We start from the raw sequence: 24,878 nt of genomic DNA on the forward strand, positions 1-24,878 counted from the left end.
GACGAGCATCCGATGAACAATAATAACAAGATTCTTACGGTCTCTTATGGGACATTTTCCTGTACGCTGGAAGGCTTTGACGATTCCTTTGACACGATGAAGGCGATTGCGGAGTACTTCCGCGACCTCGCGGCAGATGACCGGTATTTCGGCGCAGAGCCACCCCAACCGGATGCGGAAATGCTGGCCCGTATCGCCGAGCGCAAAGTTGAGCGTCGGGTCGAAGCGCGGGAGCACGACGGTCGGATCATGCTTAAGGCCCATGAAGAAACTGTCGCCCATACACCCGCACCGACCTCTGAGGCAGCGGCCGAGGCCGAGGACGCTCCGCAAGCGCGCGAAACAGCCACAGAACCCGCCCCCACAGCGCAAACCGGCGCACCGGAAAATGACGCAGCCGCTGCGACAAAGGACGCGGCCGCGCTGCCCCCGGAACTCCAAGCAAAAGCGTCCTTTGAGCCTGTTGCCGAAGAAACCGCCCCTGCGCTGCGTGCTCAGCAGAATGCGCCGACAGCAGATGTGCTCGCCCCCGAGACCAAGGCAGAAGGGATTAACACCGTTCAGGTTTCAGACGCATCTTTGCCTGCGGAAACGCCTTCGGGCACCGGGGCGCCGCAGGCGACAACCGAAGGTGCCGAGCGCGCGGAACCTTCTGAAACGGATGTGGATGACGCTGATCACACCGTTGATGCCGCCGCCGCCTTTTTTGCGGACAGCACCGTTGTTGATGCCGATGAACCGGATGCGGAGGAGGCAATCTCTGTCGGAGACTTCGCCAACTACACTGCAAGGATGGACGCAGATGCGCCCCCCCCCTCCGATGACCTGCAGGACTTCACGGTAGAAGATGTCGCCAGACCCGGCCCTGTCGGATCAACAGAAAGCATTGTTGAAAAGCTTGACCGCATCCGGGCCGTCGTGGCCCAGCAGGAAGATGCCGCGCCAGACGCCGCCTATGAGGAAGAAGACACCGCAACAGCTGAGGTGATTGTCAAGCAGGCGGTCACGTCTGACCTTGCCAAAGAAGAGGAAAACGAAGCTGTCGCGGAGGCCGCCAAGGACATTACCAGCGCTCTGGAATTTGACGATGCGTCCGAGGCCCGGATATCCGCGTCCGAGATTGCGATCCATGAAGAAGATGATCTGGATGCGATCCTCAAGCGGATCGAGGGGGGTGACGACGACGATGAACTGGACACCCCTGTTGATCTGTCAGCCGACATTGACGACGACGAGCCTGCCGAAAACCTCTTTGATGCGTCGGATGAGCCGGAAGCTGACGCGCCTGAGGTTCATGGCCGGGTTTTGAGAGTGAACCGGGCCGATCTGGAAGCTGCACTGGAATCGGGCGACCTGGAAGAATACGGCGATGATGCCATTGAGGAAGGGGGCGATTTGTCCGCTCTTGACGGAGAAATTCCAAAGGAGCACCAAGAGCACACACCAGCATCATCAGCTCGCGGAGGCCTGCCGGAAATCGATACTGATCCGAGCCAGGACCTTTCCCGCCTCATGGCGGAAGCCGACCAGCACATGCAGGAGCCCGAAGGACGCACCCGTCGCAGTGCCTTTGCACATCTGCGCGCAGCTGTTGCGGCCCGCTTTGCAGACCGCTCCATGGAAGAGCAAGACACAAAAGGCGCACAGAACGCGGAGGCTTACCGCAGCGACCTTGCGGAAGTTGTCAAACCGCGCCGCCCCGTTGCATCGTCAACACGGTCGGAACGCCCGACCGAGGCAGGCGCGGCACCTCTGAAGCTGGTCGCCGAACAGCGCATCAACGCCGAGGAAATCAGCGCCCGCGGGCCTGTCGCACCGCGCCGCGTGGGGACGGACGAAGACATCGATCTGGCCGAGGACTCAGCCTTTGCGGAATATGCCGAGGAACGCGGCGCTTCTTCCTTGCCCGAGTTGCTGGAAGCGGCGGCGTCCTACCTGTCTTTCGTCGAAGGGCACGAGCAGTTTTCCCGACCGCAGCTGATGGCCCGTGTGCGGCAAGCCGATTGCGGCGATTTCAGCCGTGAGGACGGTCTGCGCTCTTTCGGCCAACTGCTGCGGGCCGGCAAGATCGAAAAGATCAAAGGCGGTCGATTTGCGGCCTCTCAGGCCATCGGCTACAAGCCCGATCATCGCGCCGCCGGATAAAACAAGTAGCGGTTAAAACAAAGAGAAGTGGTGCCTCAAAGCACTCACGCTGCTCTGTATTTTGCGAGATAAGAAGGGCGATCAGGGGTCTGGGTTGTCAGGGTCCGCCTGACCGACCCCCTTGAAGATGAACTTGAACGGCAAAGCCCAGATCAGCCCCAGCACCACATATACAACAAGCTCCACCCAGATTGAGGGCCGTTCCAGCCAGTTCACCACCGTGATCGACAGGATGATGTAGGCTGGCAGACCCACAAGCAGGATCAGCAGGGACAGGCGGCGTCTCGATTTGTAACTGAGCGACATGGGGCTCCTATCAGTCAGCAAAGGGGTCCGTGACCAGAATAGTGTCTTCCCGCTCCGGCGAGGTTGAAAGTAGGGCGACGGGGCAGTCGATCAACTCTTCAACGCGACGCACGTATTTGATCGCATTCGCGGGCAGGTCCGCCCAGCTGCGCGCGCCTTCGGTGGATTCAGACCAGCCGGGCATCTCCTCATAGATCGGCGTGCACCGCGCCTGATGATCGGCAGCCGTTGGCAAATGGTCAAGACGCATGCCATCAAGGTCGTAGCCTACGCAGATTTTCAGGGTCTCAAAACCATCCAGCACGTCCAGCTTGGTCAAGGCAATCCCGTTCATGCCGGAGGTCGCACAGGTCTGCCGCACCAGCACCGCATCAAACCAGCCGCACCGCCGTTGCCGCCCCGTCACGGTCCCAAACTCACGCCCACGTTCCCCCAGACGCTGACCATCCGCGTCCTGAAGTTCGGCCGGGAAAGGTCCTTCGCCAACGCGTGTCGTATAGGCTTTGACGATCCCGAGCACATAGTTGATCGAGCCGGGGCCGATACCCACCCCCGTGGCCGCCTGCCCCGCGATCACGTTTGACGAGGTCACAAACGGGTAGGTGCCAAAGTCGATGTCCAGCAGTGCGCCCTGCGCCCCTTCGAACAGGATACGCTTTCCCGCGCGCCGTTCTTCGTTGAGCACCTTCCAGACCGGCGCGGCAAATTGCAAAATATCGGGGGCTATATCCTTGAGCTGTTGCAGCAGCGCGTCACGGTCCACGGGCGCGATGCCAAGCCCCTTTCGCAATGGGTCATGATGCTGCAAGGCCCGGTCGACCCGCGCCTCCAGCGTGGCCGGATCGGCGAGATCGGCCACCCGCACGGACCGGCGGCCAACCTTGTCCTCATAGGCCGGCCCGATACCTCGGCCGGTGGTGCCGATCTTGGTGCCTTTGCTGGCGGCCTCCTCGCGCGCGCGATCCAACTCGCCATGGATCGGCAAGATCAGCGGTGTATTCTCCGCGATCATCAGCGTGTCGGCAGAGATATCGACCCCCTGCCCACGGATCGTCTCAATCTCCGTCACCAGATGCCAGGGGTCCAGCACGACACCGTTGCCAATGACCGACAGCTTGCCCCCACGTACCACCCCCGAAGGCAGCGCATTGAGCTTGTAGACCTTGCCATCAATGACCAGCGTATGGCCCGCGTTATGCCCGCCCTGAAACCGTGCGATGATGTCGGCGCGTTCCGACAGCCAGTCCACGATCTTGCCTTTTCCTTCGTCACCCCACTGGGCGCCGACTACGACGACGTTTGCCATGCCTGGTCCTTTTCGATCCGGTTCAAACCCGCGCCGGTATAGCGAGGCCGCGCGAGAGGCGAAACCTCTAAATGCGCGGGCAGTGATGTGACCGGAGGCATGGGGCCCATGGACTTTCTGTCCCCGGCGGGGGTAACTCTGGACGGGCGAAAGACGAAGGCAGGAGCTTGCCGCAATGGGCATACTGACAAGATGGCTGGCCGCCTTTGGGCTGCTGGCGGTGACATTCAACCCGACCGACTATAATTACGTCTCCTGGGCGCGCGATTACGGGTCGGAGAACCTGTCGATCGCGGTTCTGGTCGGGCTGCTGCTGGGGGTCGGCTACATTATCTTTCTGCGCGCAACCTTGCGTTCCATCGGCCCGGTTGGCATGGTCCTGATCCTTGCCATCGTCGGCGCGCTGCTCTGGGTTCTTTATGATTTCGGTGTACTCACGCTCGACAATCAGACCCTGAATGTGTGGTTGGGTATTTTTTCGCTTTCAGGCGTGCTTGGCATCGGTCTGGGGTGGAGCCATGTCCGGCGCGCGCTCTCAGGTCAGGCAGACATCGACGACGTCGACGAATGACACACCGTCAGCTCGGGTGCGCCAACCGCACAGGCGCCCCATGCGGCGTGCTCAGGTAGGCCTGCGCCCAGGCTTCCTTCAGGCGCGACAGCTCTTCGGCTTCGGCAATACCAAGCGCGGCAAGGATGTCTTCCAGCGTTTCCAGCCAGGCGATGAAATAGTCGTCGCCCCCGTTCAGACTGCGATCCAACCCATGCCGTTTCAGTGTTGCGCCAAAGGCTGTGGCCCAATCGGACCAGTCCAGCCGCCCTGTTTCGTTCAAATGGACGGTCACGGCAAAGACCTGCGCGTGCCAGCTTTCGGAAAAGGCAGGCTCAGGCGCGGTCATTCGACGGCTTTCAGATAGCTTTGCCACAGATCCAGCACCACCTCGTCTGCTGGATATTCAGGATGCGCCCAAAGCTCGGTCGCGGGAAAGACAACTGCATAAAGCGGCTCGGCAGCGTCGCCAAGCCCGTGTGCCGCACTATCAGGTAGCACATGTGTGCCGTGATACCGCAGGATTTGGCCGCGGGCCCCCGCCGCGTAACGGGGCAGACGGGTATGCCCCCCCTCAACCAGCCGGTTCGCGGCAATCTTGCGCGTGACAATCCAATCCCCAACCGAAAACAGCGCAGACACATCGCTTGGCCGGTCCGCCGGCCCACCGGATGCGAGCACCGCTGGCACGCGCTCTGCTTTCAGCATCCGGGCCGCCAAGGGGCTGGACGTTGGCGTGCCGCCGGCCATCTCATCCGGGGTCACAACGCCCCTTTCGACCAGCAAATCCGCCAGCCCCGCCATCCATTTCTCGTAATAGGAAAAACGGGCATAATCCTTGGGGCTGAGCCTTTCGCGGGCATGGCGCGAGATGTCAATGTTCCATTGCCCCAGACTGCCCGATGCCAATGTGACAGCCAGCGCCCGCGCGTGCCAGTCCTTTTCAAAGACATGCGCGTCTTGATCGGGCAGAACAGGACCGTCGCCAAATCGGCCGCCCATATCATGGGGTCTGGTCATGGCGCCGCCTGATCCGGCGTGCGTGGAAAACCTGTTCCGATCATGCTGTCGCGGGTCACAAGTGCCATCAGTTCAGCCTCATCAAGCCCCTCGGTGCCCGCAGGCCGCTCCGGCAGCACCAGATAACGCACCTCGGCGGTGCTATCCCAGACCCGTACGGCGGTGTTCTCGGCAAGGGTGACCCCAAAGTCCTGCAAGACCTTGCGGGGTTCGCGCACGGCGCGCGCGCGATAGGCATCAGATTTGTACCACGCAGGTGGAATTCCCAGCAGCGGCCAAGGATAACAGCTGCACAGGGTACAAACGACCATATTGTGCGTCTGGGCCGTGTTTTCGACGACAACCACATGTTCGCCCTGCCGCCCATAATATCCCAAGTCGGCGACAACAGGGGTCGCATCCTCCAGCAACGCCTGTCGAAACGCGGGGTCCCTCCAGGCTTTTGCGACAACCCGTGCGCCGTTGCGGGGTCCGATCTTGTTCTCGTAAGTATCTATGATGACATCGAGGGCTGCGGGATCCACCAGCCCTTTCCGGGTCAACAGGGTCTCTAGCGCCTTGACGCGCAACGCGGGATCCGGCGGCAGCAAGCTATGCGGGTGGTCAGAATGATCGTGCGGCATGGCGGGACAATGGCTGTTTGCTGATTGCATTGTCCAGTGGATTTTAACAGAGAGACCCGCGCCCTACCCGTCTTGCCGGGGGTGCCCACGCAAGACTTCGGCTAAGATCTCGAAATTGCGGCGAAACAATCATGCCTGAATCCGATAAAATATGCTATGATATGTGAAAGCTGACCTGTTGCGCCTCATTTCCAGGATAACCCTCTTAGAGCTAGCGTGAGAACATGAAGCTTTGCACGACCGCTGCGCCCCGCGCGGCGGTCTTCGCATGAGACGCCGCCGCCGGAATTAGAGACGTCTTGTCAGCGCGGGTCATAAACAATCAAGACGCGCCCCGGCTGATCGTCGAAAGAGCGTTCAAAAGCCGCAAAGAGAGGAGGCAGCCCGGACCGGCTCCCACAGCGCAAGCGGGTTAAGGGGTCTCGAAACACCGGATCCTCCCTTGCGAGCGGTCGCAAACTTGCCTAGATACCCCCAAAGTCATTCCGAGCCCTACAGGTTATTTATGGAAAACGTCGTCCTGATCATCCACCTTATCCTTGCGTTGAGCCTCATCGCCGTTGTGTTGTTGCAGCGCTCCGAAGGGGGTGGGCTGGGCATGGGCGGCGGTGGTGGCGGCGGTGCCATGACCGGACGTGCCGCGGCAACGGCGTTGGGGAAACTGACGTGGCTGCTGGCCATCGCCTTCATCTGCACCTCCATGACACTGACGATCTTTGCGGCTGAAAATGCCTCCGGGTCGTCGGTGATTGACCGGTTGGGCGTGACCCCACCGGCAGCTGACGTTGATACGCCGGATGTTCCGGAGGGGGATTTGCTGCTGCCTCCGGGGCCGGATGACAACGCGCCGCTTGTGCCCACGCTGGACTGATCCATACCACAAGACCTTGAGGCAGGGCTGAAAACGGCAACAGCATGTTGCGGCGCTCTTGCCTTATCATAACGAATCCTGTTAGGCTTAAATCCCGTGGTGCCGCGCTTTTGCCGAGGCAAATTCAGGGCGGCTTTCAACACATTCCGCATCGACTCACGGGAGCAGATCAAGACATGGCGCGCTACATTTTCATCACCGGTGGGGTGGTTTCCTCGCTTGGCAAGGGTCTGGCCTCGGCCGCCTTGGGCGCGTTGTTGCAAGCGCGTGGTTTTTCGGTGCGCCTGCGCAAGCTCGACCCCTATCTGAACGTTGATCCCGGCACGATGTCGCCTTTTGAACATGGCGAGGTCTTTGTCACGGATGATGGCGCAGAGACGGACCTCGATCTGGGCCATTATGAGCGCTTTACCGGTGTCGCGGCGCGCACCACCGATTCCGTCTCTTCGGGTCGGATCTATTCCACCGTGCTCGAAAAGGAACGCCGTGGCGATTATCTGGGCAAAACCATTCAGGTGATCCCGCATGTCACGAACGAGATCAAGGATTTCATCGCCATCGGTGACGACGAGGTTGATTTCATGCTGTGTGAGATCGGCGGCACGGTCGGCGACATCGAAGGCCTGCCCTTTTTTGAAGCGATCCGTCAGTTCACCCATGACAAACCCCGCGGGCAGTGCATTTTCATGCATCTGACGCTGCTGCCCTTTCTGGCAGCCTCGGGCGAGTTGAAAACCAAGCCCACGCAACACTCGGTGAAGGAACTGCAAAGCATCGGCATCGCGCCCGATATCCTGGTTTGCCGGTCCGAGCATCCGATCCCCGAGAAAGAACGCGAAAAGATCGCCCTCTTTTGCAATGTCCGCAAGGAAGCGGTGGTTGCGGCCTATGATCTGCCCACAATCTATGATGCCCCCCTGGCCTATCATGAACAGGGGCTGGATCAGGCGGTCCTGGACGCTTTTGATATCTCACCCGCCCCGAAACCGGACCTCAGCGTGTGGCGCGACGTCTCGGACCGGGTCCACAATCCCGAAGGCGAGGTCAGTGTTGCCATCGTCGGGAAATATACGCAGCTTGAAGACGCCTATAAATCAATCGCGGAAGCGCTCACCCATGGCGGCATGGCGAACCGGGTCAAGGTCAAGGTGGAGTGGGTCGACGCAGAGATTTTCGACACCGAGGACGCCGCCCCTCATCTGGAAGGGTTCCATGCCATTCTGGTGCCCGGCGGCTTTGGCGAGCGCGGGACAGAGGGCAAGATCAAGGCCGCGCAATATGCGCGCGAACACAAGGTGCCCTATCTGGGGATCTGTCTGGGCATGCAGATGGCGGTGATCGAAGCCGCCCGCAATGTCGCCGACATCAAGACCGCAGGCTCCGAGGAGTTCGACCATGAGGCCGGCAAAAAGCGCTTTGAGCCAGTTGTTTATCACCTGAAGGAATGGGTGCAGGGCAATGCCAAGGTGTCCCGCAAGGTGGGGGATGACAAAGGCGGCACCATGCGCCTTGGCTCCTACGACGCAGCGCTCACGGCCGGCACGCGGGTGGCAGAGATCTACGGCACGACCGCCATCGACGAACGCCACCGGCATCGATACGAGGTCGATGTCAAGTATCGAGAGCAACTGGAAACCGCCGGCCTGACGTTCTCCGGCATGTCTCCCGACGGCAAGCTGCCCGAGATCATCGAGTGGCCCGATCATCCGTGGTTTATCGGGGTCCAGTTCCACCCGGAGCTGAAATCCAAACCGTTTGATCCGCACCCGCTGTTTGCAGATTTCATCCGCGCTGCAAAAGAGATCAGCAGGCTGGTTTAGTTCCTGACGGGTGCTTGTGGCTCGCAACGGGCCCACTTGAATTGTTTCGGGTCGGACAGCTGGAAGGGAAAGATTCAACCGGAGGTTTGTAAGCCCTTCATTTAAATCGCTTTTTTAACTAAATTGGCAGTTAAAGGCTTGCAGTATGTTAAGAATGCGGTAAGCAATACATATTCAAATTTGTATAGGTGAAACATGTTAAAAACAACTTCTGTCGCTCTCGCAGCATTTATTGCAGGAAGCATGGCACAAGCGGCCACTATCTCTGTCTCCACTTTCAGCTACGCTGACTGGAACTCCAAAGTTGGGGCCTCGGCGGTTATTGAAGACTTTGAAAACCCCGGCGCCCTGAGCGGTACTTTTGAGAACGGCGATGCCCTCACCGGCACCAGCACGATCAAAGGCGAACTGCAGGGCGGTATTTCGACCGCTGTCGGTACTTTCACTTCCCTCGGCCCGATCGGGTCCGGCACCACCTGCGGGACCTTTGATCTCAATGGCGATGGGTGCCATCAGTTGGCCTTGCAGAAAGATCCGGGTCAAAATGGCCAGGGCAATATCGTCCCTGACAATGGTCTTTGGTCCCTGAACTCCAACGACACGCAAGGCATGGCGTGGGTTGCTGATCTTGGCGGTGCCCTGTTCAAGTCGGTTGTGTTTGCGATCCAGGACGCGGCCGACGCTGGTCAAAAGATCCTGAGCATCACGGCGGGCGGTCAGACACAGACTTTCAGCGCGCTGCCAAATAACAACGAGCAGCTTGTGTTCATCGACTTTGGTGCCGATGTATCCAGCGCGACAATTAACATCCGCACCTCGGCAAACGACGGTTTCACCATTGACGGTGCGGCGATCAACGTGGTGCCTTTGCCTGCGTCCTCGTTGTTGCTGATCGGTGGCATCGCGGCTCTGGGTGGCGTTGCGCGTCGCCGCAAGGCAAAGCAGACCGCCTGATCCATTCCGACGGACGGAACAAAGATGCCCTCACAATTTGTGCGGGCATTTTTTTGCGCCTTTCATTGGACGATATCGAACCAGGCAACTAAGCTGTCGTGAAAGGAAACGCATATGCCGCACCCCCCTGCCCGAACCTGTGACTATATCGGCCCGGTCACCGATACGCAGATCTGGGACGCCTTTGCCTTGCGGTCGGACGACATAATCCTGAGCACACCCCCCAAATGCGGCACGACCTGGAGCCAGGCGATCATCATGATGCTCATTCATGGACGCGCCGAAACAGATCGCCCTGTCTGGTACGACTCGCACTGGCTTGACTGTGGGTTTCGCGATCAGGTCGTAACCAAGGGGCTGCTTGATGACCAAACCCATCGGCGCTGTATCAAATCTCATACGCCGTTTGACGGCATTCCCTTTGATCCCGATGTCACCTACCTGACGGTGTACCGCCACCCCATCGACGTTCATTTCTCACTGCAAAAGCATGTGGAAAACATGGTGTCTGATATTCTCGATTTCATGTACCCCGGCAGCCCCGGTGCGGCGTTTGAGCGGTTTTTGACCGCCCCCGCCAGCCGTGCCGGCACGGATGACCTGTCCCTTGCCTCTTTGGTTCATCACTATCGCAGCTTCAGGGCGTGGTCGCAGTTGCCCAACGTGCATTGTTTCCATTACGCGGACCTGCGCAGAAACACGCCGGGCACAATCAAGCGCTACGCGGCAGCCATGAACATGACTGTGTCCGACACATTTGTTGATGAGATTGCGCAGGCCAGCTCCTTTTCCTCCATGAAAGAGGTGACCCGGCACAATCAACGCTCTGCCGGCAAGGGCGCTTTTGTCGACGAGACCAAATTTTTCGATTCCGCCAGCAGCAACAAATGGCAAGGCCGGTTGACCGAGCAGGAAATGAAAGACTACCACGCCAGGTTTGCGGAGCTTGCAACGCCGGCGGAGATCGCGTGGCTTGAACGCGGCGATCAGAGTATTTGAATCCGCCCCACTCCGTCACCCGAGATCACCGAGATCACCGAGATCACCGAGATCACCGAGATCACCGAGATCACCGAGATCAAAACTGGTTAGGCTCTTGTTAGGAAGAAGCAACTACACCTCATCTTAGAAAATGAGGTGAACATGTCCCTTTATCTCCATGGTTCCGTTGTCGCGGCAGCCTGCTGCGTGGGCCCGGTCCTGGCATTTGCCAACGCCCAACCCGTTCCCGGCGACATCATGCTTGTTGTTGTTCCGCCTTGGAGTGACAGTCTGCACATCGTCGCTGACAGCAATGGGCGCCCGATCGGTCCGATGACCAGTGCCTTTGGTACATTGGCGCTTTCCGACGACCCCGGTTTTGCAAAAAGTTTAAGATCAAATGGCGCTTGGTTCGTTGTGGATGGCAAATCCATCGCGTCGATATGTGGAATAGAGATATGACCGATACGGCAACGCTGCAGCACGACACGATGGAAAAGTCACGTCGCAGCGGCGCTTGGAACCTTGCAGTTGGCGCTTGCGCGATGGTGCCGCTCTCCGCCGTTGCGGCCTGGGCGGCTGCGAACGCGATCATGATCGTGACCGTCACAGCCCTGATCTTTGCAGCTCTCGCCCTATTTGGTGCGAAACTGGGGACAACCTCCGGGCGCGTTCTCGTTGCCTTCGGGTTGATCGGCCAAGCGATTTGCATCACGGCCGCGTTGTCCGGCCACGCCTGGCAACTGGACGCTCACATGTTGTTTTTCGCCCTTCTGGCCGCCTGTATGGTGATGTCAGAACCGGTGGTGATTGTTTCTGCAGCAGTGGTTATTGCAGTGCATCATCTGGGTCTGTCCATCGCGATGCCCGCATTGGTCTACCCGTCGCCCGACATTCTTTTTAACCTGCAACGCACCGCAGTTCATGGCGCGATTGTGGTGGCAGAAGCGGTCGTTCTTTGGTCTGCGCTACGCAGTAGAAATCGTTCCCATAACGAAAGCCTTGCGGCGAACGCGACGATAAGAGCTTCGGAAGCCGAAGCGCAGCGCGCCGTTGAGATTGCTGAGGCGGAGAAGTCGAAGGCAAATGCCGCCCTTGCCGAGGCTGAAGAATCCCAACATGCAGCGCAAGAAGCCCGGCAAGCAGCAGAACAGGAGACCGCCAAAGCCCTGGAAGTGGACAGAAATGCCCGAAAGCTTGAAGTTCAAGAGCGGGAAAAACGCGCCGAGATCGAAGCGGAGCAGACCCGTGTGGTGGAGACACTGCACGCGGCCCTCGGTGTGCTGTCCAAAGGAGACCTTTCTCAGGCGATCAGCACCCAGTTTCCCGCCCATTACGAAGAACTGCGGCACACTTACAACACCGCGATCGATGGGTTGGACCGGGCAATGTCACTGGTGAATCAGAACGCACAAACCATTGCGACGGACATATCTGCCATCGAACAAGCGGCAGACAGCTTGGCCAAGCGGACCGAGGCGCAGGCCGCAACGCTTGAAGAAACATCCGCTGCGATTTCATTGATCGCAAACAGCTCCAAAGATACGGCGGAAAGCGCCCGCAGTGCGGATGAGGCTGTGGCGGACGCCAAGACGAAAACCGATAGATCTGCGGTTATCGTGAATAATGCAGTATCAGCCATGTCTGAGATTGAGACGTCGTCAGGGCAGATTTCAAAGATTGTTCAATTGATTGAAGATATTGCCTTCCAAACCAATCTACTGGCCCTGAATGCCGGCGTTGAAGCGGCACGGGCCGGGGAAGCGGGGCGTGGTTTTTCCGTGGTAGCGTCGGAGGTCAGAGATTTGGCGCGCCGATCCTCTGAGGCGGCACAGGAAATCGGTGGTTTGATAGATGCAAGCGGGCGCCAGGTCTCAAGCGGGGTCGATCTGGTGCAGCAGACCGGCGAGGCGCTGACCCAGATTGCCGACGCCGTCGACAATATCTGCACGCATGTGTCCCAGATCGCCAAGGCCGCCGAAGAACAGTCCAGAGGCATCTTGGAAACAAATGACGCCATTCAGCAACTTGACGGTGTCACACAGCAGAACGCTGCCATGTTCGAGGAGACCAATGCGGTCACACAGTCACTGGCTCAGCAGGCCGACCAGCTTGCCAAAGCGATGGCAGGGTTTCAGCTGAGCGACAATGCCGGTCCTGCACCGGCATCGACCAGAGCCGGGCGTGCCACCAGCAAACCTTCGGCAAGCGCTGCTACGCCACCTGCCGTGCAAGGTAACCTCGCACTGACTGCACCCGATACCGGTAAAACCGGATGGGAAGAATTCTGACAACTGCCAGCTATGAACAGCGGCGCTCTGCGCGCACCATCGACGGGCGCAACATCGGCTTGCGCCCGCCCCCAAATCGCAACATGTCGAGACGGGATGCACAAAGATATGCGCCGCGCCAACGTTAAGCCGATGGGAAATTGCCCCGCGCACAGCTTTTCGGAAGTTCGAGACCTCTTCCAGCAAAACCATAGAGGTCTGTGGCCCGCGTTCCTCCGGCTTTGATGTTGCAGCCGCCCCTAATTTCGATAGACCCATGGTATGCTCAGCTACCAACACATCTACCATGCAGGGAATTTCGCAGATGTGCATAAGCATGCGTTGCTCGCCTGGATGCTTGCCTATCTGCTGCGCAAAGACAAACCCATTACCTACATAGAAACCCATGCCGGTCGCGGGCTCTATGATCTTCGGTCGCCGGAAGCTCAAAAGACGGGCGAAGCGGCCAGGGGTATCGAACGCGCGATGGGCTTTTTCGGACCTGACCACCCCTATGCAAAGCTCCTTGCACGATTTCGCGCCGATTTCGGACCGCAGGCTTATCCCGGCTCTCCGATGATCGCGGCACATTTGCTGCGCGCAGAGGATCGCTTGCATCTTGCGGAACTTCACCCAACCGAACACGATGCTCTGAGCTACGCGATGTCCGCCTTTCCGGCCAAATGCTATCGCCGGGACGGTTTTGAGCTTGCTCATTCGCTCTGCCCCCCAGAGCCGCGTCGAGGGCTGATGCTCATTGATCCAAGCTTTGAGGTCAAAAAGGACTATCACGACATTCCAAGACACATCCAAAAGATCGCCAAAGCCTGGAATGTGGGTGTCCTCTGCCTTTGGTACCCAATTCTGAAAGATCGCAGGCACGAGGGGATGCTAGCCCAACTGGGTGAACATTACGCTGATGCTCTGCGACACGAGGTACAGTTTCCCACCGCAAAAGACGGACACGGCATGGTGGGGTCAGGGCTGTTCGTGGTCAATCCGCCTTACGGTCTTCGCGACGCAGCAGAACGGTTGGGGCAACAGTTTGAAGCATCCATATCCAGATAAGAAGTCCAGCGGGTTGATCCGGGTGCGAGAGCTGACGGAGGCGCATAATGCATTTGGGACAGATCATCTTTGTCGCTCTGAGCACACAGCCCGCAACCTCCTTGCAAGATGCCGGTTCGTATCGTTGACCCGGACCGGCTCGCGCGCACAAGCATCACCACGTTTGCAGACGCGCAGTCGGGCACGAGGCCTCGTTATCAGGTAAAAGAGATCCGGTCATGAACAGCGCGGCCTTTCTGGCGTGCAATTGTGCGGTTGCCGCGTGACTTGATCTGCTGCCCGCGAGCGAGCATGCTTATCGGTTCACCCGGCCAAACGTGGCAACAGATATTACCGGTGTTATTGTCACAACACTGATCCTCAAGGAATTGCCCTTAACAATATCCGCTTTGAAAAAGGTCCTGATCTGAGCTAACTGCAAAACATGTTCGAACGCCTCTTTCCCCGCCGCAAGCCCGACCCGAAACCGCTGCCGCAACCCAACGCACAGCTGGCGCTCGGCGCATTGTTGGTACGCGTTGCCTTGGCAGACCGTCAGTACCGCGCAGCCGAGGTTGGGCAGATTGACAGGATACTCTCCGCGACTTTCAATCTCAAACCGCTGGAGGCTGCAAAACTCCGCGCCACTTGCGAAGCCTTGGAAAGGCATGCCCCCGGGACCCCTGAGTTCGCCCGCATCCTGCGCGAGGAGGTCAACTACGCGGATCGGCGTGCCTTGGCGGACGCCATGTGGTCTGTCGCATTGGTGGATGGCAAGCAGGATACGGACGAAGAGGACATGCTCCACCAGATCGAAGCAGCACTGGGGTTGAGCGAGGCCGATATCGACGCGGCGCGCAAAAAGGCGCTGCGCAACGATTGATATTGGCAGCCTCCTCAAATCACACTATATCGCCACCATGTTTGCAGAATTTCTGAAAAAACTCACACAGCCCGAAATTGACGAACTTCCGGACGAGGATGCGCGGCTTGCTTTGACAGCCCTTCTGGTCCGCATTGCCCGGTCAGACCACGACTATAGCACAGGCGAAAAGGACCGGATCGACCGGATCAACGCCCGTCGCTACGGTCTTGGCCCAGGAGCCGTCAGCGCCCTGCGCGAAGAGGCCGAGGCGCTCGAGGCCGAGGCACCCGACACCGTGCGTTTTACCCGCGCGATAAAGGATGCTGTTCCTTATGATGATCGCCTGGCGGTTGTCAAAGCACTGTGGGAGGTCGTCCTGGCCGATGGGGCGCGGGCGCAGGAAGAGGACGCGCTTGTCCGCATGGTGACGAATTTTCTGGGCGTCAGTGATCGAGACAGTGCACTTGCCCGGCAGGAGGTTGCGGGCGACTGATGATTGCCAGCCTGCCGATGTACGACACCGCAGCCACGCGGGAGGCAAACGACAGATTCTGGCACAGCATCAGGGAAGAAATCGGATTTGGCCCGGAAAAGCTGGACAGGGTCCGCGATCCGCATGCGGTGTGGGCAGATCCGGATCTGCTTTTGTCTCAAACCTGCGGCCTGCCCTTTCGGACCGAACTTCATACAAATACACAGCTTGTGGGCACCCCTGACTATGGGCTGAGCGGTTGCCCCGCAGGGTACTACAGATCACATCTTGTGGTGTCGGCGGATGATCCGCGCCAGACGCTGTCGGACTATGCCGATGCGCGACTGGCGCGGAACGATCCTCGGTCGCAATCTGGTTGGGCGGCTATTGAGCAACAGCTTGTTGAGGAAAAGCTGCCGTTCAGCTTTGCAGATCGGGTCCTTGAGACCGGCAGCCATGCCCATTCTGTGCATGCCGTTGCGGAAGGTCGGGCAGATATTGCGGCGATTGATGCTGTCACCTGGGCACTGCTGGAACGCGATGATCCGGTCACCAAAAGCCTGCGTGTGCTGCAATCGACCGGGCCTACGCCCGGGCTGCCGTTTATCAGCGGGCCGGATCAGGACGCCAGACTGATTTTACGCGCAGTCCGCACTGCCATCTCACGGCTTGGAGTGCAGGACCGAAAGCTGCTACATCTCAAGGGGGTCGTTGAAATCCCTGCGCGCGCGTATCTTTCTGTGCCGACACCCTGACAGTTTGCTGCTGCGAAACAGGCAAAAGGGTAATCTGACCCTGCGGAAACTGCGAAATGATGCTTTCAAAGTTGCAAAGGGGGCATTTTTCCTCCCTTATATCGCATTGAAACAATAATGAGACTGGCGCCGTGGACCTTCAGCCCCCCGTCATCGAGATGAAAAACCTGCACAAAGCCTATGGGTCACTTGAGGTGATCAAGGGCGTCGACATCACGGCCCAAAAAGGCCAAGTTATTTCGCTGATCGGGTCCTCGGGGTCCGGAAAATCCACCTTGCTGCGGTGTTGCAACCTGCTCGAAGACAGCCAGCAGGGCGAGGTTGTTTTCAAGGGGGAACCGGTCATCTGGAAAGGATCGGGCCATGCGCGCAGACCAGCGGATGGAGATCAGGTGATGCGCATCCGGACCAATCTCAGCATGGTGTTTCAACAGTTCAACCTCTGGTCACACATGACGGTCCTTGAAAACGTGATGGAGGCCCCTGTCACTGTCCTGAAACGAGACCGCAAAGCGGTCGAAGAGGCCGCACGCGGCTATCTGCAAAAGGTAGGGATCAGCGATAAATGCGATATGTATCCGGCGCAGTTGTCCGGCGGCCAGCAGCAGCGCGCCGCCATTGCCAGAGGTCTTTGCATGGAGCCGGAGGCCCTGCTGTTTGACGAACCGACCTCCGCGCTCGATCCTGAACTGGAGCAGGAGGTCGTCCGTGTCATCAAGGATCTTGCCGCCGAAGGGCGGACGATGCTGATCGTGACCCACGATATGAAACTGGCTGCTGATGTATCAGACCACGTGGTCTTTCTGCATCACGGACGGATCGAAGAACAGGGCCCGCCAGAGACACTCTTTGGCGCGCCCAAATCAGAACGTTTGCGAGGCTTTCTTTCAGCCACTCTCGCAGCGTAACCCCAATAAGAAACGAAACGGGAGTATCAAAAATGAAAACACTGATCCTGACAACCACAGCGCTGGCGCTGACCGCTGGCCTGGCCTTCGCGGATGGCCACGGTAAAACCATCCGCATGGGCACCGAAGGCGCCTACCCTCCCTACAACTTCATCAATGACGCCGGTGAGGTCGACGGTTTTGAGCGTGAGTTGGGCGACGAACTTTGCGCGCGGGCCGAACTGACCTGCGAATGGGTCACGAATGAGTGGGACAGCATCATCCCAAACCTCGTATCGGGCAACTACGACACAATCATTGCAGGGATGTCGATTACCGACGAACGGGATGAAGTCATTGATTTCACACAAAACTATACGCTACCTGATCCCTCTGCCTATGTCGTGACCTCGGAAGATGCGGACATCGAAGGCGGTGTGCTGGCAGCACAGGCCAACACCATTCAAGCGGCCTTTATTGCCGCTTCGGGCGCCACGCTGGTTGAATTTGCGACGCCCGAAGAGACCATCGCAGCCGTCAAGAATGGCGAAGCAGACGCGGTTTTGGCCGACAAAGCCTTCCTGACGCCGATCGCGGATGAAGACCCCGACCTGATGATGCTCGACAAGGAAGAGCTGATCGGCGGCGGTATCGGCCTGGGTCTGCGTGAAAGCGATACTGAGTTGAAAGAGAAATTCAACGCGGCCATCACTTCGATGAAGGAAGACGGCTCGCTGAACGCGCTGATCGCCAAGTGGGAAATCGGCGGCGGCTTCTAAGTCTTTGAAACCAGACGGGAGAGCGTTGCGCCCTCCCGTCCTTATCCGCGTTTTTTAAGACTGCATTGAGGCTCGATATTTTCAGTTTTTGCACAGACCCAAGTACCCTGCCCGAGTGGCAATGGATGGCGTGCTATCTGACAACGCCAAAGCACATGTCGCTCTATTGGTCGGTACTGACCGTTTTGTTGCTATTGGCCGTGACGGCTCCGGTGGCCCTGGCCTTCGGGTTTGGCGGAGCGTCCGCCGCGCGATCCTCAATTGCGCCTCTGCGCTGGTTCGGCAAAAGCTACATCGCAATTGTGCGCGGTGTGCCCGATATTGCGTTCTTTCTGTTTTTCGTCATCGCTCTGGATCAAGGTATTGAATACCTCAGGCATCGGGCGCTCTGCCCGGACTGGTCGGAACCGATCCGACAGGGCAATGATTTCGTGGTGTGCCAAGCGGCAAAAATGCCCTTGGGCGAAGCGCCGCAGTGGGTGCATGAAACCTATGGCTTCACCCTCGCGGTTTTCACTTTTGCCATCGTTTTCGGGGCCTTCGCCGCCAATGTGCTCTTTGGCGCGATGCGCGCGGTCCCCCATGCGCAGCTTGAGACCGCTGCCGCCTACGGTCTGTCCCGACGGCAGACCTTCTGGCGGGTCCTCGTGCCGCAGATGTGGGTCTTTGCCCTGCCGGGTCTTTCCAATCTGTGGATGGTGCTGATCAAGGCCACCCCGCTGCTGTTTCTGTTGGGGGTCGAAGATATCGTTTACTGGGCACGCGAACTGGGTGGCACCAAAACGTCGCGCTTTACCGAATACCCTCACGGGGATTGGCGCATGTGGTATTTTTTGGCGCTGCTGGTCTTTTATCTGGTGTTCACCCGGGTGTCTGAAGTCGTTCTCGACAAGATCATGAACCGGCTCACCCATGGGCAGGCAACAGCGGGCGGTGAAGCGCAGCGAAAGGCTGCCGCGTGAGCTGTTGGGACACAATTCAGGACTACGGCCTGCGGGCCATCGGCATCGGGGAGCGGCTATTGCCGCGTGAAGATTTCACGCTCTGCCAACAGGTTACACTGATCGGATCCGGCATGATCTGGAATGTCTACTTCGGCGTCTTTGCCCTGATTACGGGCTTCTTTCTGGCCACGGCCCTGGCGGTCGGCAAAGCTTCACCCCGCAAGATATTCCGCAAACCCGCGGAGTGGTTCATCTTTATCTTTCGCGGCTCGCCGCTCTTCATCCAGTTCTTCTTTGGCTACTTTCTGTTCCTGAACCTCAAATCCGTCTCGCCCTTCTTTGATCCGTTTACGGCGGCCTGGCTTGGAGCGCTGATTGTCCTCTTTTTCAACACGGCCGCCTATTCGGGGGAGATTTTCTACGGCGCTCTCTTGTCCATACCAAAAGGCGACACCGAGGCCGCAGATGCCTACGGGATGACCGGCTGGGCCCGCTTTCGGCGGGTGATCTGGCCCACGATGCTCAGGCTCGCCTGGCCGGCCTATACCAATGAGGCAATCTTTCTGTTTCATGCGACCGCCCTGGTGTTCTTCTCCGGCTTTCCGGCCTGGCAGCAACGCGGCGATGCCCTCTATTACGCGAATTACTTTGCGGACAAGACCTTTAACCCCTTTGTGCCCTATCCCATTCTGGCCGGATATTTCATCTTGCTGACCCTGATCATCGTGGCGATCTTTGGCTATGTGAATGGCCGCCTGAACCGCCATTTACCCCGCGAAGCCAAGCCCAAATTGAGGTTGCGTCCAAACCTGATCCGGTAGTATCCATAATTTGATCAAATTAGGGGTGACGCTGGCTGCGGCAAAAGAGCGGATCCCGGTGTCACCTCAGCTCACAAGACGGGTGATCTATGAAAAACTGGCTTCGCAAGAATCCTGAGGTTCGCACGATCCGCGTTGCCGCTTCTGACCTCAATGGGCAAGCGCGCGGTAAACGTATCCCGTCCCGCTTTGCTGACAGTGTATTGCAGGATGGCACCCGCTTCCCGATGTCTGTTCTGAACCTCGACATCTGGGGCAAGGACATTGACGCAAGCCCGCTGGTCTTCGAGACGGGCGACCGGGACGGCGTGCTGAAACCGACCGAGCGGGGCTTTGTTCCGATGCCGTGGCTCGCCTCGCCAACCGCATTGCTGCCGATCTGGATGTTTCACGATGACGGGCGGCCCTATGATGGGGATCCGCGACACGCCTTGCGGGCTGTGCTCGAGCGGTACAGGGCGCGCGGGCTGACCCCGGTTTGCGCCGTTGAGCTGGAGTTTTTCCTGATCGACGATTCCGGGCCCGCGCTGGCGGTACCGGTCTCGCCACATTCCGGCAAGCGCCGCACCGCAGCCGAGACGATGTCGATCCGCGCGCTTGATCAGTTCGACGCCTTTTTCACCGATCTCTATGATGCCTGCGAGGCGATGGATATCCCCGCCGATACAGCCATTTCTGAATCGGGCATGGGTCAGTTTGAGATCAACCTGATGCATTGCGACGATGCGCTGCGAATGGCTGACGATGCATGGCTTTTCAAGATGCTGGTCAAGGGGTTGGCAAGACGTCATGGCTTTGCCGGCAGTTTCATGGCCAAGCCCTATCAGGAGACCTCAGGCTCTGGCCTGCACACGCATTTTTCGGTGCTCGATCAGGCGGGCCGCAATGTGTTTGATGACGGCAGCTCCAAAGGCAGCGCGCTGCTGCGCCAGGCCGTGGCGGGATGCCTGAAAGCCATGCCGGGCTGCACGCTGGTTTTTGCTCCGCATGCCAATAGCTTTGAGCGGATGGTGCCCGGCGCCCATGCGCCCACGGGCATCAGCTGGGCCTATGAAAACCGCACTGCGGCGCTGCGGATCCCGTCGGGAAACCCTGCCGCGCGCCGGATCGAGCACCGGGTTTCAGGCGGCGATGTAAACCCCTATCTGATGCTCGCGGCGGTGCTGGGGGCGGCCATCGGCGGGATCGAGGATGCCGCAACGCCCCCGGCACCGATAACCGGCAATGCCTATGCCACCGACCTGCCACAGCTGCCGGGGGATTGGCAAACCGCAATAGACACTTTCGACGGGGACGCAGAGGTTGCCCGTATCTTTGCCCCCGATCTCATTCGCAACTTTGTGCTGACCAAGCGGCAGGAACTGCAATCCATGCAGGATTTAACACCTGATGAGCAGGGAGGCCTTTATCTTGATACGGTGTGAGCCATGAAAATCGGTATTCTGATGACAGGGCATCCGCCCGATACGATGATGGAACAGGGCCTTTATGATCGGTACTTTGACCGTCTGCTGGAGGGCCACGGGTTTACCCTTGAGGGGTGGCCCGTGGTGGATGGCGTTTTCCCGGAGACTGTCGAACAGGCGGACGGCTGGCTTATCACGGGCTCCAAACACGGGGCTTACGAACCGCACGACTGGATACCGCCGCTCGAAGACTTCGTCCGCGCCGCCTATGTTGCAGGCCGCCCGATGATCGGGGTCTGCTTTGGCCATCAGATCATTGCACAGGCCATGGGGGGTCGCGTTGAAAAGTACGAAAAGGGATGGTCTGTCGGGTTGACAGATTACCATATGAGTGGCCGCACCTACGCCATCAACGCCTGGCATCAGGATCAGGTCGTGGAGCGTCCGTCCGGCGCAGATGTCATTGCCCGCACTGACTTTTGCGAAAACGCAGGCCTGCTCTATGGCGATCTCATCTGGACGATCCAGCCGCATCCCGAATACGACGCCGACTTCATCGCCGGTCTGATCGAGCACCGTGGCAAGGGTGTCGTGCCCGATGACCTGCTCGCGGCCGCAAAAGCAACACTGGATGCACCCAGTGATCGTATGGAAATCGCACAGATGATGGCGGATTTTTTCAAGAAAGAGAGGGCCTGATGGCCAACTGGATGGATGAGTTGCCGAGTGCTGCCCAAAGCTACCTTGAGGGGCGTCGGCTGGACGAGGTGGAATGCATCATCTCGGACCTGCCGGGCATCGCCCGCGGCAAGGCGGTGCCGGCTTCCAAATTCGCGCGGCAGGACTATTTCCATTTGCCCGACAGTATCTTCTACCAGACCATCACGGGCGACTGGGGGGAGGCCGCAGGCGAGGACGGGTTTATTGAAAAGGACATGATCCTCAAACCGGACATGGAAACCGCGACCGCCGCCCCCTGGACCGGCGACTGGACCTTGCAGGTGATCCACGACGCCGAGGACCGCGACGGCACACCGGTGCCCTTCAGCCCGCGCAATGTCCTCAAACGGGTCTGCCAGCTTTACCGCGACAAGGGCTGGGAACCGGTGGTAGCGCCCGAGATGGAATTCTTTCTGGTCGCGCGCAACATCGATCCGGCCCACGACATCAAACCGATGATGGGGCGCTCTGGCCGTCCGGCAGCGGCGCGGCAGGCCTATTCGATGACGGCGGTGGATGAATTCGGGCCGGTCATCGATGACATCTACGACTTTGCCGAAGCCCAGGGCTTCGAGATCGACGGGATCACACAGGAAGGCGGGGCCGGTCAGCTGGAGATCAACCTTCGGCACGGCGATCCAGTCAGGCTTGCCGACGAGGTTTTCTATTTCAAGCGCCTGATCCGGGAGGCCGCCCTGCGCCACGATTGTTTTGCGACCTTCATGGCCAAACCTATCGCGGATGAGCCCGGCAGTGCGATGCATATCCACCACTCCGTGCTTGACACCGAAACCGGACGCAATGTGTTTTCCAACGAGGATGCCAGCGAAACGGATATCTTCCGCCATTTCATCGCCGGGCTGCAAAACCAAATGCCCGCCGCCCTGGCCGTGATTGCGCCCTACGTGAACAGCTATCGGCGCTACGTCAAGGATCACGCCGCCCCCATCAACCTCAACTGGGGGCGCGACAACCGCACCACCGGCATTCGCATTCCGCTGTCGAGCGCCGAGGCGCGCCGGGTTGAAAACCGCCTCGCCGGGATGGACTGCAACCCCTATCTGGGCATCGCGGCAAGCCTGGCCTGCGGCTACATCGGCATGGTGGCGCAGCAAGAGCCCGAAGCGGAATTCAAAGGGGACGCCTATGATGGGGACGGTGATATCCCACGGGTCCTGGGCACGGCGCTTTCACTCTTTGAAGAGGCAACTGATTTGCATGACGTGCTCGGACCCGAATTCGCACGAGTTTATTCCATCGTGAAACGCGCGGAATACGACGAATTTCTGCAAGTGATCTCGCCGTGGGAGCGCGAGCATCTGCTCTTGAACGTCTAGGCGCGGGTTGGACAGCATGGACCTGCTCTACGCCAATGACACGCAAGGCGCCTACCCGCAAAGCTGGTACGCAGCCACGACCGAGCCGCTTGCGCCCTACCCTGTGCTCACCGGATCGGAACGGGCGGATATCTGCGTGATCGGGGCAGGCTATACCGGGCTGTCTGCGGCCCTGCATCTTGCTCAGGCCGGGCGGCGGGTTGTGCTGCTGGAGGCGCAACGCGTGGGATTTGGGGCGTCGGGTCGGAACGGTGGGCAGCTGGGCAGCGGTCAGCGCGTCGATCAGGAAGAGCTCGAAACCATGGTGGGGTTGGATCAGGCGCGTGCCCTCTGGACCCTGGGCGAGGAGGCGAAAGATCTGGTCAAAGGTCTGATTGCCGATCACAAGATCGCCTGTCATCTCAAACCCGGAGTCGCCTGGACCGCATCAAGCCCCGCTGAGGTGCAGCATCTGCACGACTATGCAGGGCTCTTGCAAAGCAGATACAACTACGATCAGGTCGAACCGCTGAGCGCCGAAGGCTGCCACGCGCTCTGCCCCTCCCCCGACTACAAGGGCGGGATACTCGACATGGGGGCGGCCCACCTGCATCCGCTGGCCTTTGCGCTGGGTCTGGCCCGCGCCGCAGAAGCCGCCGGTGTCACCATCTGCGAGCAATCCCGCGTCATTGCGCTTGAGTACGGCGCCAAGGTCCGCATTCGGACCGAAGAGGGGGATGTGACGGCGGACCATGCGATCCTGGCCTGCAACGGGTATTTATCGGGCCTCGCCCCGTCAGTGACCGCCCGGGTCATGCCGATCAATAACTTCATCGTGGCAACGGAACCGCTCGGCGCAAGAACAAAAGAGGTGTTGACCCGCGATGTGGCCGTAGCGGACAGCCGGTTCGTGGTGAACTACTTTCGCCTCTCTCACGACGGTCGGCTCCTCTTTGGCGGCGGGGAAAGCTATGGCTACCGCTTCCCCAAAGACATCGCCGCCGTTGTGCGCAAACCGATGGAGATGGTGTTCCCCCATCTCAAGAACGTGCGCGTGGAGTATGCCTGGGGCGGCACCTTGGGCATCACGATGAAACGCTTTCCCTATTTGGCGCGGGTCGCGCCCAATGTCTTGTCGGCTTCCGGCTATTCCGGCCACGGCGTGGGAACGGCAACCCATGCAGGCCAACTCATGGCCCGTGCGATCGAGGGCGAAGACAGCGGGTTCAAAACGATGCAATGCATTCCGACGCCTGCGTTTCCGGGCGGCGGCGCTTTACGTACGCCACTGCTGGTTCTGGCCATGACGTGGTATGCGTTGCGAGACCGGCTCGGGGTCTGACCGCGACCCGCCTATTTGAGTTTGGACAGTTTGTCCTGAAGCTCGGAGAGTTGCTGTTTGATCGCGTCCAGATCTTCGCCCTGTTCGGCAGGTGTCTCGGCACCGTCTTCGTCTTCCGCGCCCGGCGCCCCTTTCCAGCCGGAGGATCCGCCAAGCCCGCCTGTCATCGCCTTCATAAAGGCCTTTTGCTGCGCCTGCATCAGTTCAAATCCAGGCATCTTGGCCATCGGGTTCATGGCGGTCATCTGATCCATCATCTGGCTCTGACCATTGCGCAGCATTTCGAAGGAGGCTTGCAGAAACTGCGGCACCACACTCGCACCCGGTGTCATGTAGCTGCGCACCAGATCGTTCAGGACATCCACAGGGAGGACATTCTCGCCCCGGCTTTCATGCTCGGCAATGATCTGCAAAAGGTACTGCCGCGTCAGATCGTCGCCGGACTTCAGATCGACGATCTGCACCTCGCGACCTCCCCGGATAAAACCGGCAATATCGTCCAGGGTTACGTAATCGCTGGTCTCGGTATTGTACAGTCGGCGACTTGCATAGCGCTTGATAAGTAAAGGTTTTTCTTTTTCAACCACAGGTGGTCCCCCAGAATAAAGCGCCGCGCCCAAGCTTAGGCGACCGAAATGAAAAAAGAAAGGGCGAGCTTTCACAAGCCCGCCCCGTATT

General features: G+C 59.1%; 26 protein-coding genes. 20 read left to right on the top strand and 6 right to left on the bottom strand.

Annotated elements, in window-relative coordinates; translation table 11 throughout:
• Nucleotides 1–12 precede the first annotated feature (12 nt).
• The gene (locus H7847_RS00340; RefSeq protein WP_227267395.1) at nucleotides 13–2,145 is read left to right on the top strand and encodes a hypothetical protein; all 2,133 of its coding nucleotides are present in this window, start codon (nucleotides 13–15) and stop codon (nucleotides 2,143–2,145) included.
• A gap of 81 nt (nucleotides 2,146–2,226) precedes the next feature.
• On the opposite strand, the gene H7847_RS00345 is transcribed toward H7847_RS00340, so the two are convergent.
• Nucleotides 2,227–2,451: a DUF2842 domain-containing protein gene (locus tag H7847_RS00345; RefSeq protein WP_227267396.1), complete on the bottom strand. Its 225-nt coding sequence runs from the start codon at nucleotides 2,449–2,451 to the stop codon at nucleotides 2,227–2,229.
• 10 nt (nucleotides 2,452–2,461) lie between these two features.
• Entirely contained in the window at nucleotides 2,462–3,757 is a 1,296-nt protein-coding gene (locus H7847_RS00350; RefSeq protein WP_227267397.1) for an adenylosuccinate synthase, read from the bottom strand.
• A 175-nt stretch (nucleotides 3,758–3,932) separates the two neighbouring features.
• Between H7847_RS00350 and H7847_RS00355 the strand changes: the two genes are divergently transcribed.
• The gene (locus H7847_RS00355) at nucleotides 3,933–4,328 is read left to right on the top strand and encodes a DUF6524 family protein (protein ID WP_227267398.1); all 396 of its coding nucleotides are present in this window, start codon (nucleotides 3,933–3,935) and stop codon (nucleotides 4,326–4,328) included.
• Nucleotides 4,329–4,335: 7 nt separating this feature from the next.
• Here the strand turns inward: H7847_RS00355 and H7847_RS00360 are convergent, their stop codons facing one another.
• The 3 genes from H7847_RS00360 to nthA are packed head-to-tail and all read right to left on the bottom strand — an operon-like array spanning nucleotide 4,336 to nucleotide 5,950.
• A complete protein-coding gene (locus H7847_RS00360) occupies nucleotides 4,336–4,656 on the bottom strand; it encodes a nitrile hydratase accessory protein (protein ID WP_227267399.1) in 321 nt (106 codons plus the stop codon).
• On the bottom strand, nucleotides 4,653–5,327 hold the full coding sequence (gene nthB, locus H7847_RS00365; RefSeq protein WP_227267400.1) for a nitrile hydratase subunit beta: 675 nt from the start codon (nucleotides 5,325–5,327) through the stop codon (nucleotides 4,653–4,655). The genes H7847_RS00360 and nthB overlap by 4 nt, the downstream gene beginning before the upstream one ends.
• The gene (gene nthA, locus H7847_RS00370) at nucleotides 5,324–5,950 is read right to left on the bottom strand and encodes a nitrile hydratase subunit alpha (RefSeq protein ID WP_227267401.1); all 627 of its coding nucleotides are present in this window, start codon (nucleotides 5,948–5,950) and stop codon (nucleotides 5,324–5,326) included. Before nthA ends, nthB begins: the two co-directional genes overlap by 4 nt.
• Nucleotides 5,951–6,455: 505 nt before the next feature.
• On the opposite strand from nthA, the gene secG reads away from it, so the two are divergent.
• The 18 genes from secG (at nucleotide 6,456) to H7847_RS00460 (ending at nucleotide 24,200) form a co-directional block, all read left to right on the top strand.
• Entirely contained in the window at nucleotides 6,456–6,821 is a 366-nt protein-coding gene (gene secG, locus H7847_RS00375) for a preprotein translocase subunit SecG (RefSeq protein WP_227267402.1), read from the top strand.
• Between the two features lie 176 nt (nucleotides 6,822–6,997).
• Nucleotides 6,998–8,641, top strand: coding sequence for a CTP synthase (locus H7847_RS00380; RefSeq protein WP_227267403.1), 1,644 nt, complete (start codon nucleotides 6,998–7,000; stop codon nucleotides 8,639–8,641).
• A 243-nt stretch (nucleotides 8,642–8,884) separates the two neighbouring features.
• Entirely contained in the window at nucleotides 8,885–9,595 is a 711-nt protein-coding gene (locus tag H7847_RS00385; protein ID WP_227267404.1) for a VPLPA-CTERM sorting domain-containing protein, read from the top strand.
• Between the two features lie 114 nt (nucleotides 9,596–9,709).
• Nucleotides 9,710–10,594: a sulfotransferase domain-containing protein gene (locus tag H7847_RS00390; RefSeq protein WP_227267405.1), complete on the top strand. Its 885-nt coding sequence runs from the start codon at nucleotides 9,710–9,712 to the stop codon at nucleotides 10,592–10,594.
• Nucleotides 10,595–10,738: 144 nt separating this feature from the next.
• Entirely contained in the window at nucleotides 10,739–11,038 is a 300-nt protein-coding gene (locus H7847_RS00395) for a hypothetical protein (protein ID WP_227267406.1), read from the top strand.
• Complete coding sequence (locus H7847_RS00400) at nucleotides 11,035–12,867, top strand: methyl-accepting chemotaxis protein (RefSeq protein ID WP_227267407.1); 1,833 nt, start codon at nucleotides 11,035–11,037, stop codon at nucleotides 12,865–12,867. Before H7847_RS00395 ends, H7847_RS00400 begins: the two co-directional genes overlap by 4 nt.
• A gap of 261 nt (nucleotides 12,868–13,128) precedes the next feature.
• The gene (locus H7847_RS00405; RefSeq protein ID WP_227267408.1) at nucleotides 13,129–13,914 is read left to right on the top strand and encodes a 23S rRNA (adenine(2030)-N(6))-methyltransferase RlmJ; all 786 of its coding nucleotides are present in this window, start codon (nucleotides 13,129–13,131) and stop codon (nucleotides 13,912–13,914) included.
• 424 nt (nucleotides 13,915–14,338) lie between these two features.
• Complete coding sequence (locus H7847_RS00410; RefSeq protein WP_227267409.1) at nucleotides 14,339–14,776, top strand: tellurite resistance TerB family protein; 438 nt, start codon at nucleotides 14,339–14,341, stop codon at nucleotides 14,774–14,776.
• A gap of 37 nt (nucleotides 14,777–14,813) precedes the next feature.
• A complete protein-coding gene (locus H7847_RS00415) occupies nucleotides 14,814–15,251 on the top strand; it encodes a tellurite resistance TerB family protein (RefSeq protein WP_227267410.1) in 438 nt (145 codons plus the stop codon).
• Nucleotides 15,251–15,985: a phosphate/phosphite/phosphonate ABC transporter substrate-binding protein gene (locus H7847_RS00420; protein ID WP_227267411.1), complete on the top strand. Its 735-nt coding sequence runs from the start codon at nucleotides 15,251–15,253 to the stop codon at nucleotides 15,983–15,985. Before H7847_RS00415 ends, H7847_RS00420 begins: the two co-directional genes overlap by 1 nt.
• A 158-nt stretch (nucleotides 15,986–16,143) precedes the next feature.
• Nucleotides 16,144–16,893 carry an ABC transporter ATP-binding protein gene (locus tag H7847_RS00425; protein WP_227267748.1) on the top strand — a complete coding sequence of 250 codons (750 nt, stop codon included), beginning with the start codon at nucleotides 16,144–16,146 and terminating at the stop codon, nucleotides 16,891–16,893.
• Between the two features lie 32 nt (nucleotides 16,894–16,925).
• Nucleotides 16,926–17,651, top strand: a complete 726-nt coding sequence (locus tag H7847_RS00430; RefSeq protein WP_227267412.1) for a transporter substrate-binding domain-containing protein — start codon at nucleotides 16,926–16,928, stop codon at nucleotides 17,649–17,651.
• A 77-nt stretch (nucleotides 17,652–17,728) separates the two neighbouring features.
• On the top strand, nucleotides 17,729–18,613 hold the full coding sequence (locus tag H7847_RS00435; protein ID WP_227267749.1) for an ABC transporter permease: 885 nt from the start codon (nucleotides 17,729–17,731) through the stop codon (nucleotides 18,611–18,613).
• Entirely contained in the window at nucleotides 18,610–19,416 is an 807-nt protein-coding gene (locus H7847_RS00440) for an ABC transporter permease (RefSeq protein WP_227267413.1), read from the top strand. Before H7847_RS00435 ends, H7847_RS00440 begins: the two co-directional genes overlap by 4 nt.
• Nucleotides 19,417–19,505: 89 nt before the next feature.
• Complete coding sequence (locus tag H7847_RS00445; protein WP_227267414.1) at nucleotides 19,506–20,840, top strand: glutamine synthetase family protein; 1,335 nt, start codon at nucleotides 19,506–19,508, stop codon at nucleotides 20,838–20,840.
• A 3-nt stretch (nucleotides 20,841–20,843) separates the two neighbouring features.
• Complete coding sequence (locus H7847_RS00450; RefSeq protein WP_227267415.1) at nucleotides 20,844–21,521, top strand: type 1 glutamine amidotransferase; 678 nt, start codon at nucleotides 20,844–20,846, stop codon at nucleotides 21,519–21,521.
• Nucleotides 21,521–22,879: a glutamine synthetase family protein gene (locus H7847_RS00455; RefSeq protein ID WP_227267416.1), complete on the top strand. Its 1,359-nt coding sequence runs from the start codon at nucleotides 21,521–21,523 to the stop codon at nucleotides 22,877–22,879. Before H7847_RS00450 ends, H7847_RS00455 begins: the two co-directional genes overlap by 1 nt.
• Nucleotides 22,880–22,895: 16 nt before the next feature.
• Nucleotides 22,896–24,200 carry an NAD(P)/FAD-dependent oxidoreductase gene (locus H7847_RS00460; protein ID WP_227267417.1) on the top strand — a complete coding sequence of 435 codons (1,305 nt, stop codon included), beginning with the start codon at nucleotides 22,896–22,898 and terminating at the stop codon, nucleotides 24,198–24,200.
• An 11-nt stretch (nucleotides 24,201–24,211) separates the two neighbouring features.
• On the opposite strand, the gene phaR is transcribed toward H7847_RS00460, so the two are convergent.
• A complete protein-coding gene (gene phaR, locus H7847_RS00465) occupies nucleotides 24,212–24,787 on the bottom strand; it encodes a polyhydroxyalkanoate synthesis repressor PhaR (protein WP_227267418.1) in 576 nt (191 codons plus the stop codon).
• Nucleotides 24,788–24,878: the final 91 nt, after the last annotated feature.

Origin of the sequence: Roseobacter weihaiensis (assembly GCF_020622345.1) — a bacterium.
Classification (GTDB): domain Bacteria; phylum Pseudomonadota; class Alphaproteobacteria; order Rhodobacterales; family Rhodobacteraceae; genus Roseobacter; species Roseobacter weihaiensis.

Coding starts and splice junctions, on each gene's coding strand:
- secG (WP_227267402.1), top strand. CDS start 6,456: ATGGAAAACGTCGTCCTGATCATCCACCTTATCCTTGCGTTGAGCCTC.
- H7847_RS00410 (WP_227267409.1), top strand. CDS start 14,339: ATGTTCGAACGCCTCTTTCCCCGCCGCAAGCCCGACCCGAAACCGCTG.
- H7847_RS00345 (WP_227267396.1), bottom strand. CDS start 2,451: ATGTCGCTCAGTTACAAATCGAGACGCCGCCTGTCCCTGCTGATCCTG.
- H7847_RS00340 (WP_227267395.1), top strand. CDS start 13: ATGAACAATAATAACAAGATTCTTACGGTCTCTTATGGGACATTTTCC.
- H7847_RS00360 (WP_227267399.1), bottom strand. CDS start 4,656: ATGACCGCGCCTGAGCCTGCCTTTTCCGAAAGCTGGCACGCGCAGGTC.
- H7847_RS00400 (WP_227267407.1), top strand. CDS start 11,035: ATGACCGATACGGCAACGCTGCAGCACGACACGATGGAAAAGTCACGT.
- H7847_RS00420 (WP_227267411.1), top strand. CDS start 15,251: ATGATTGCCAGCCTGCCGATGTACGACACCGCAGCCACGCGGGAGGCA.
- H7847_RS00455 (WP_227267416.1), top strand. CDS start 21,521: ATGGCCAACTGGATGGATGAGTTGCCGAGTGCTGCCCAAAGCTACCTT.
- H7847_RS00395 (WP_227267406.1), top strand. CDS start 10,739: ATGTCCCTTTATCTCCATGGTTCCGTTGTCGCGGCAGCCTGCTGCGTG.
- H7847_RS00425 (WP_227267748.1), top strand. CDS start 16,144: ATGAAAAACCTGCACAAAGCCTATGGGTCACTTGAGGTGATCAAGGGC.
- nthA (WP_227267401.1), bottom strand. CDS start 5,950: ATGCCGCACGATCATTCTGACCACCCGCATAGCTTGCTGCCGCCGGAT.
- H7847_RS00430 (WP_227267412.1), top strand. CDS start 16,926: ATGAAAACACTGATCCTGACAACCACAGCGCTGGCGCTGACCGCTGGC.
- H7847_RS00405 (WP_227267408.1), top strand. CDS start 13,129: ATGCTCAGCTACCAACACATCTACCATGCAGGGAATTTCGCAGATGTG.
- H7847_RS00415 (WP_227267410.1), top strand. CDS start 14,814: ATGTTTGCAGAATTTCTGAAAAAACTCACACAGCCCGAAATTGACGAA.
- H7847_RS00460 (WP_227267417.1), top strand. CDS start 22,896: ATGGACCTGCTCTACGCCAATGACACGCAAGGCGCCTACCCGCAAAGC.
- H7847_RS00385 (WP_227267404.1), top strand. CDS start 8,885: ATGGCACAAGCGGCCACTATCTCTGTCTCCACTTTCAGCTACGCTGAC.
- nthB (WP_227267400.1), bottom strand. CDS start 5,327: ATGACCAGACCCCATGATATGGGCGGCCGATTTGGCGACGGTCCTGTT.
- H7847_RS00445 (WP_227267414.1), top strand. CDS start 19,506: ATGAAAAACTGGCTTCGCAAGAATCCTGAGGTTCGCACGATCCGCGTT.
- H7847_RS00450 (WP_227267415.1), top strand. CDS start 20,844: ATGAAAATCGGTATTCTGATGACAGGGCATCCGCCCGATACGATGATG.
- H7847_RS00350 (WP_227267397.1), bottom strand. CDS start 3,757: ATGGCAAACGTCGTCGTAGTCGGCGCCCAGTGGGGTGACGAAGGAAAA.
- H7847_RS00355 (WP_227267398.1), top strand. CDS start 3,933: ATGGGCATACTGACAAGATGGCTGGCCGCCTTTGGGCTGCTGGCGGTG.
- H7847_RS00380 (WP_227267403.1), top strand. CDS start 6,998: ATGGCGCGCTACATTTTCATCACCGGTGGGGTGGTTTCCTCGCTTGGC.
- H7847_RS00390 (WP_227267405.1), top strand. CDS start 9,710: ATGCCGCACCCCCCTGCCCGAACCTGTGACTATATCGGCCCGGTCACC.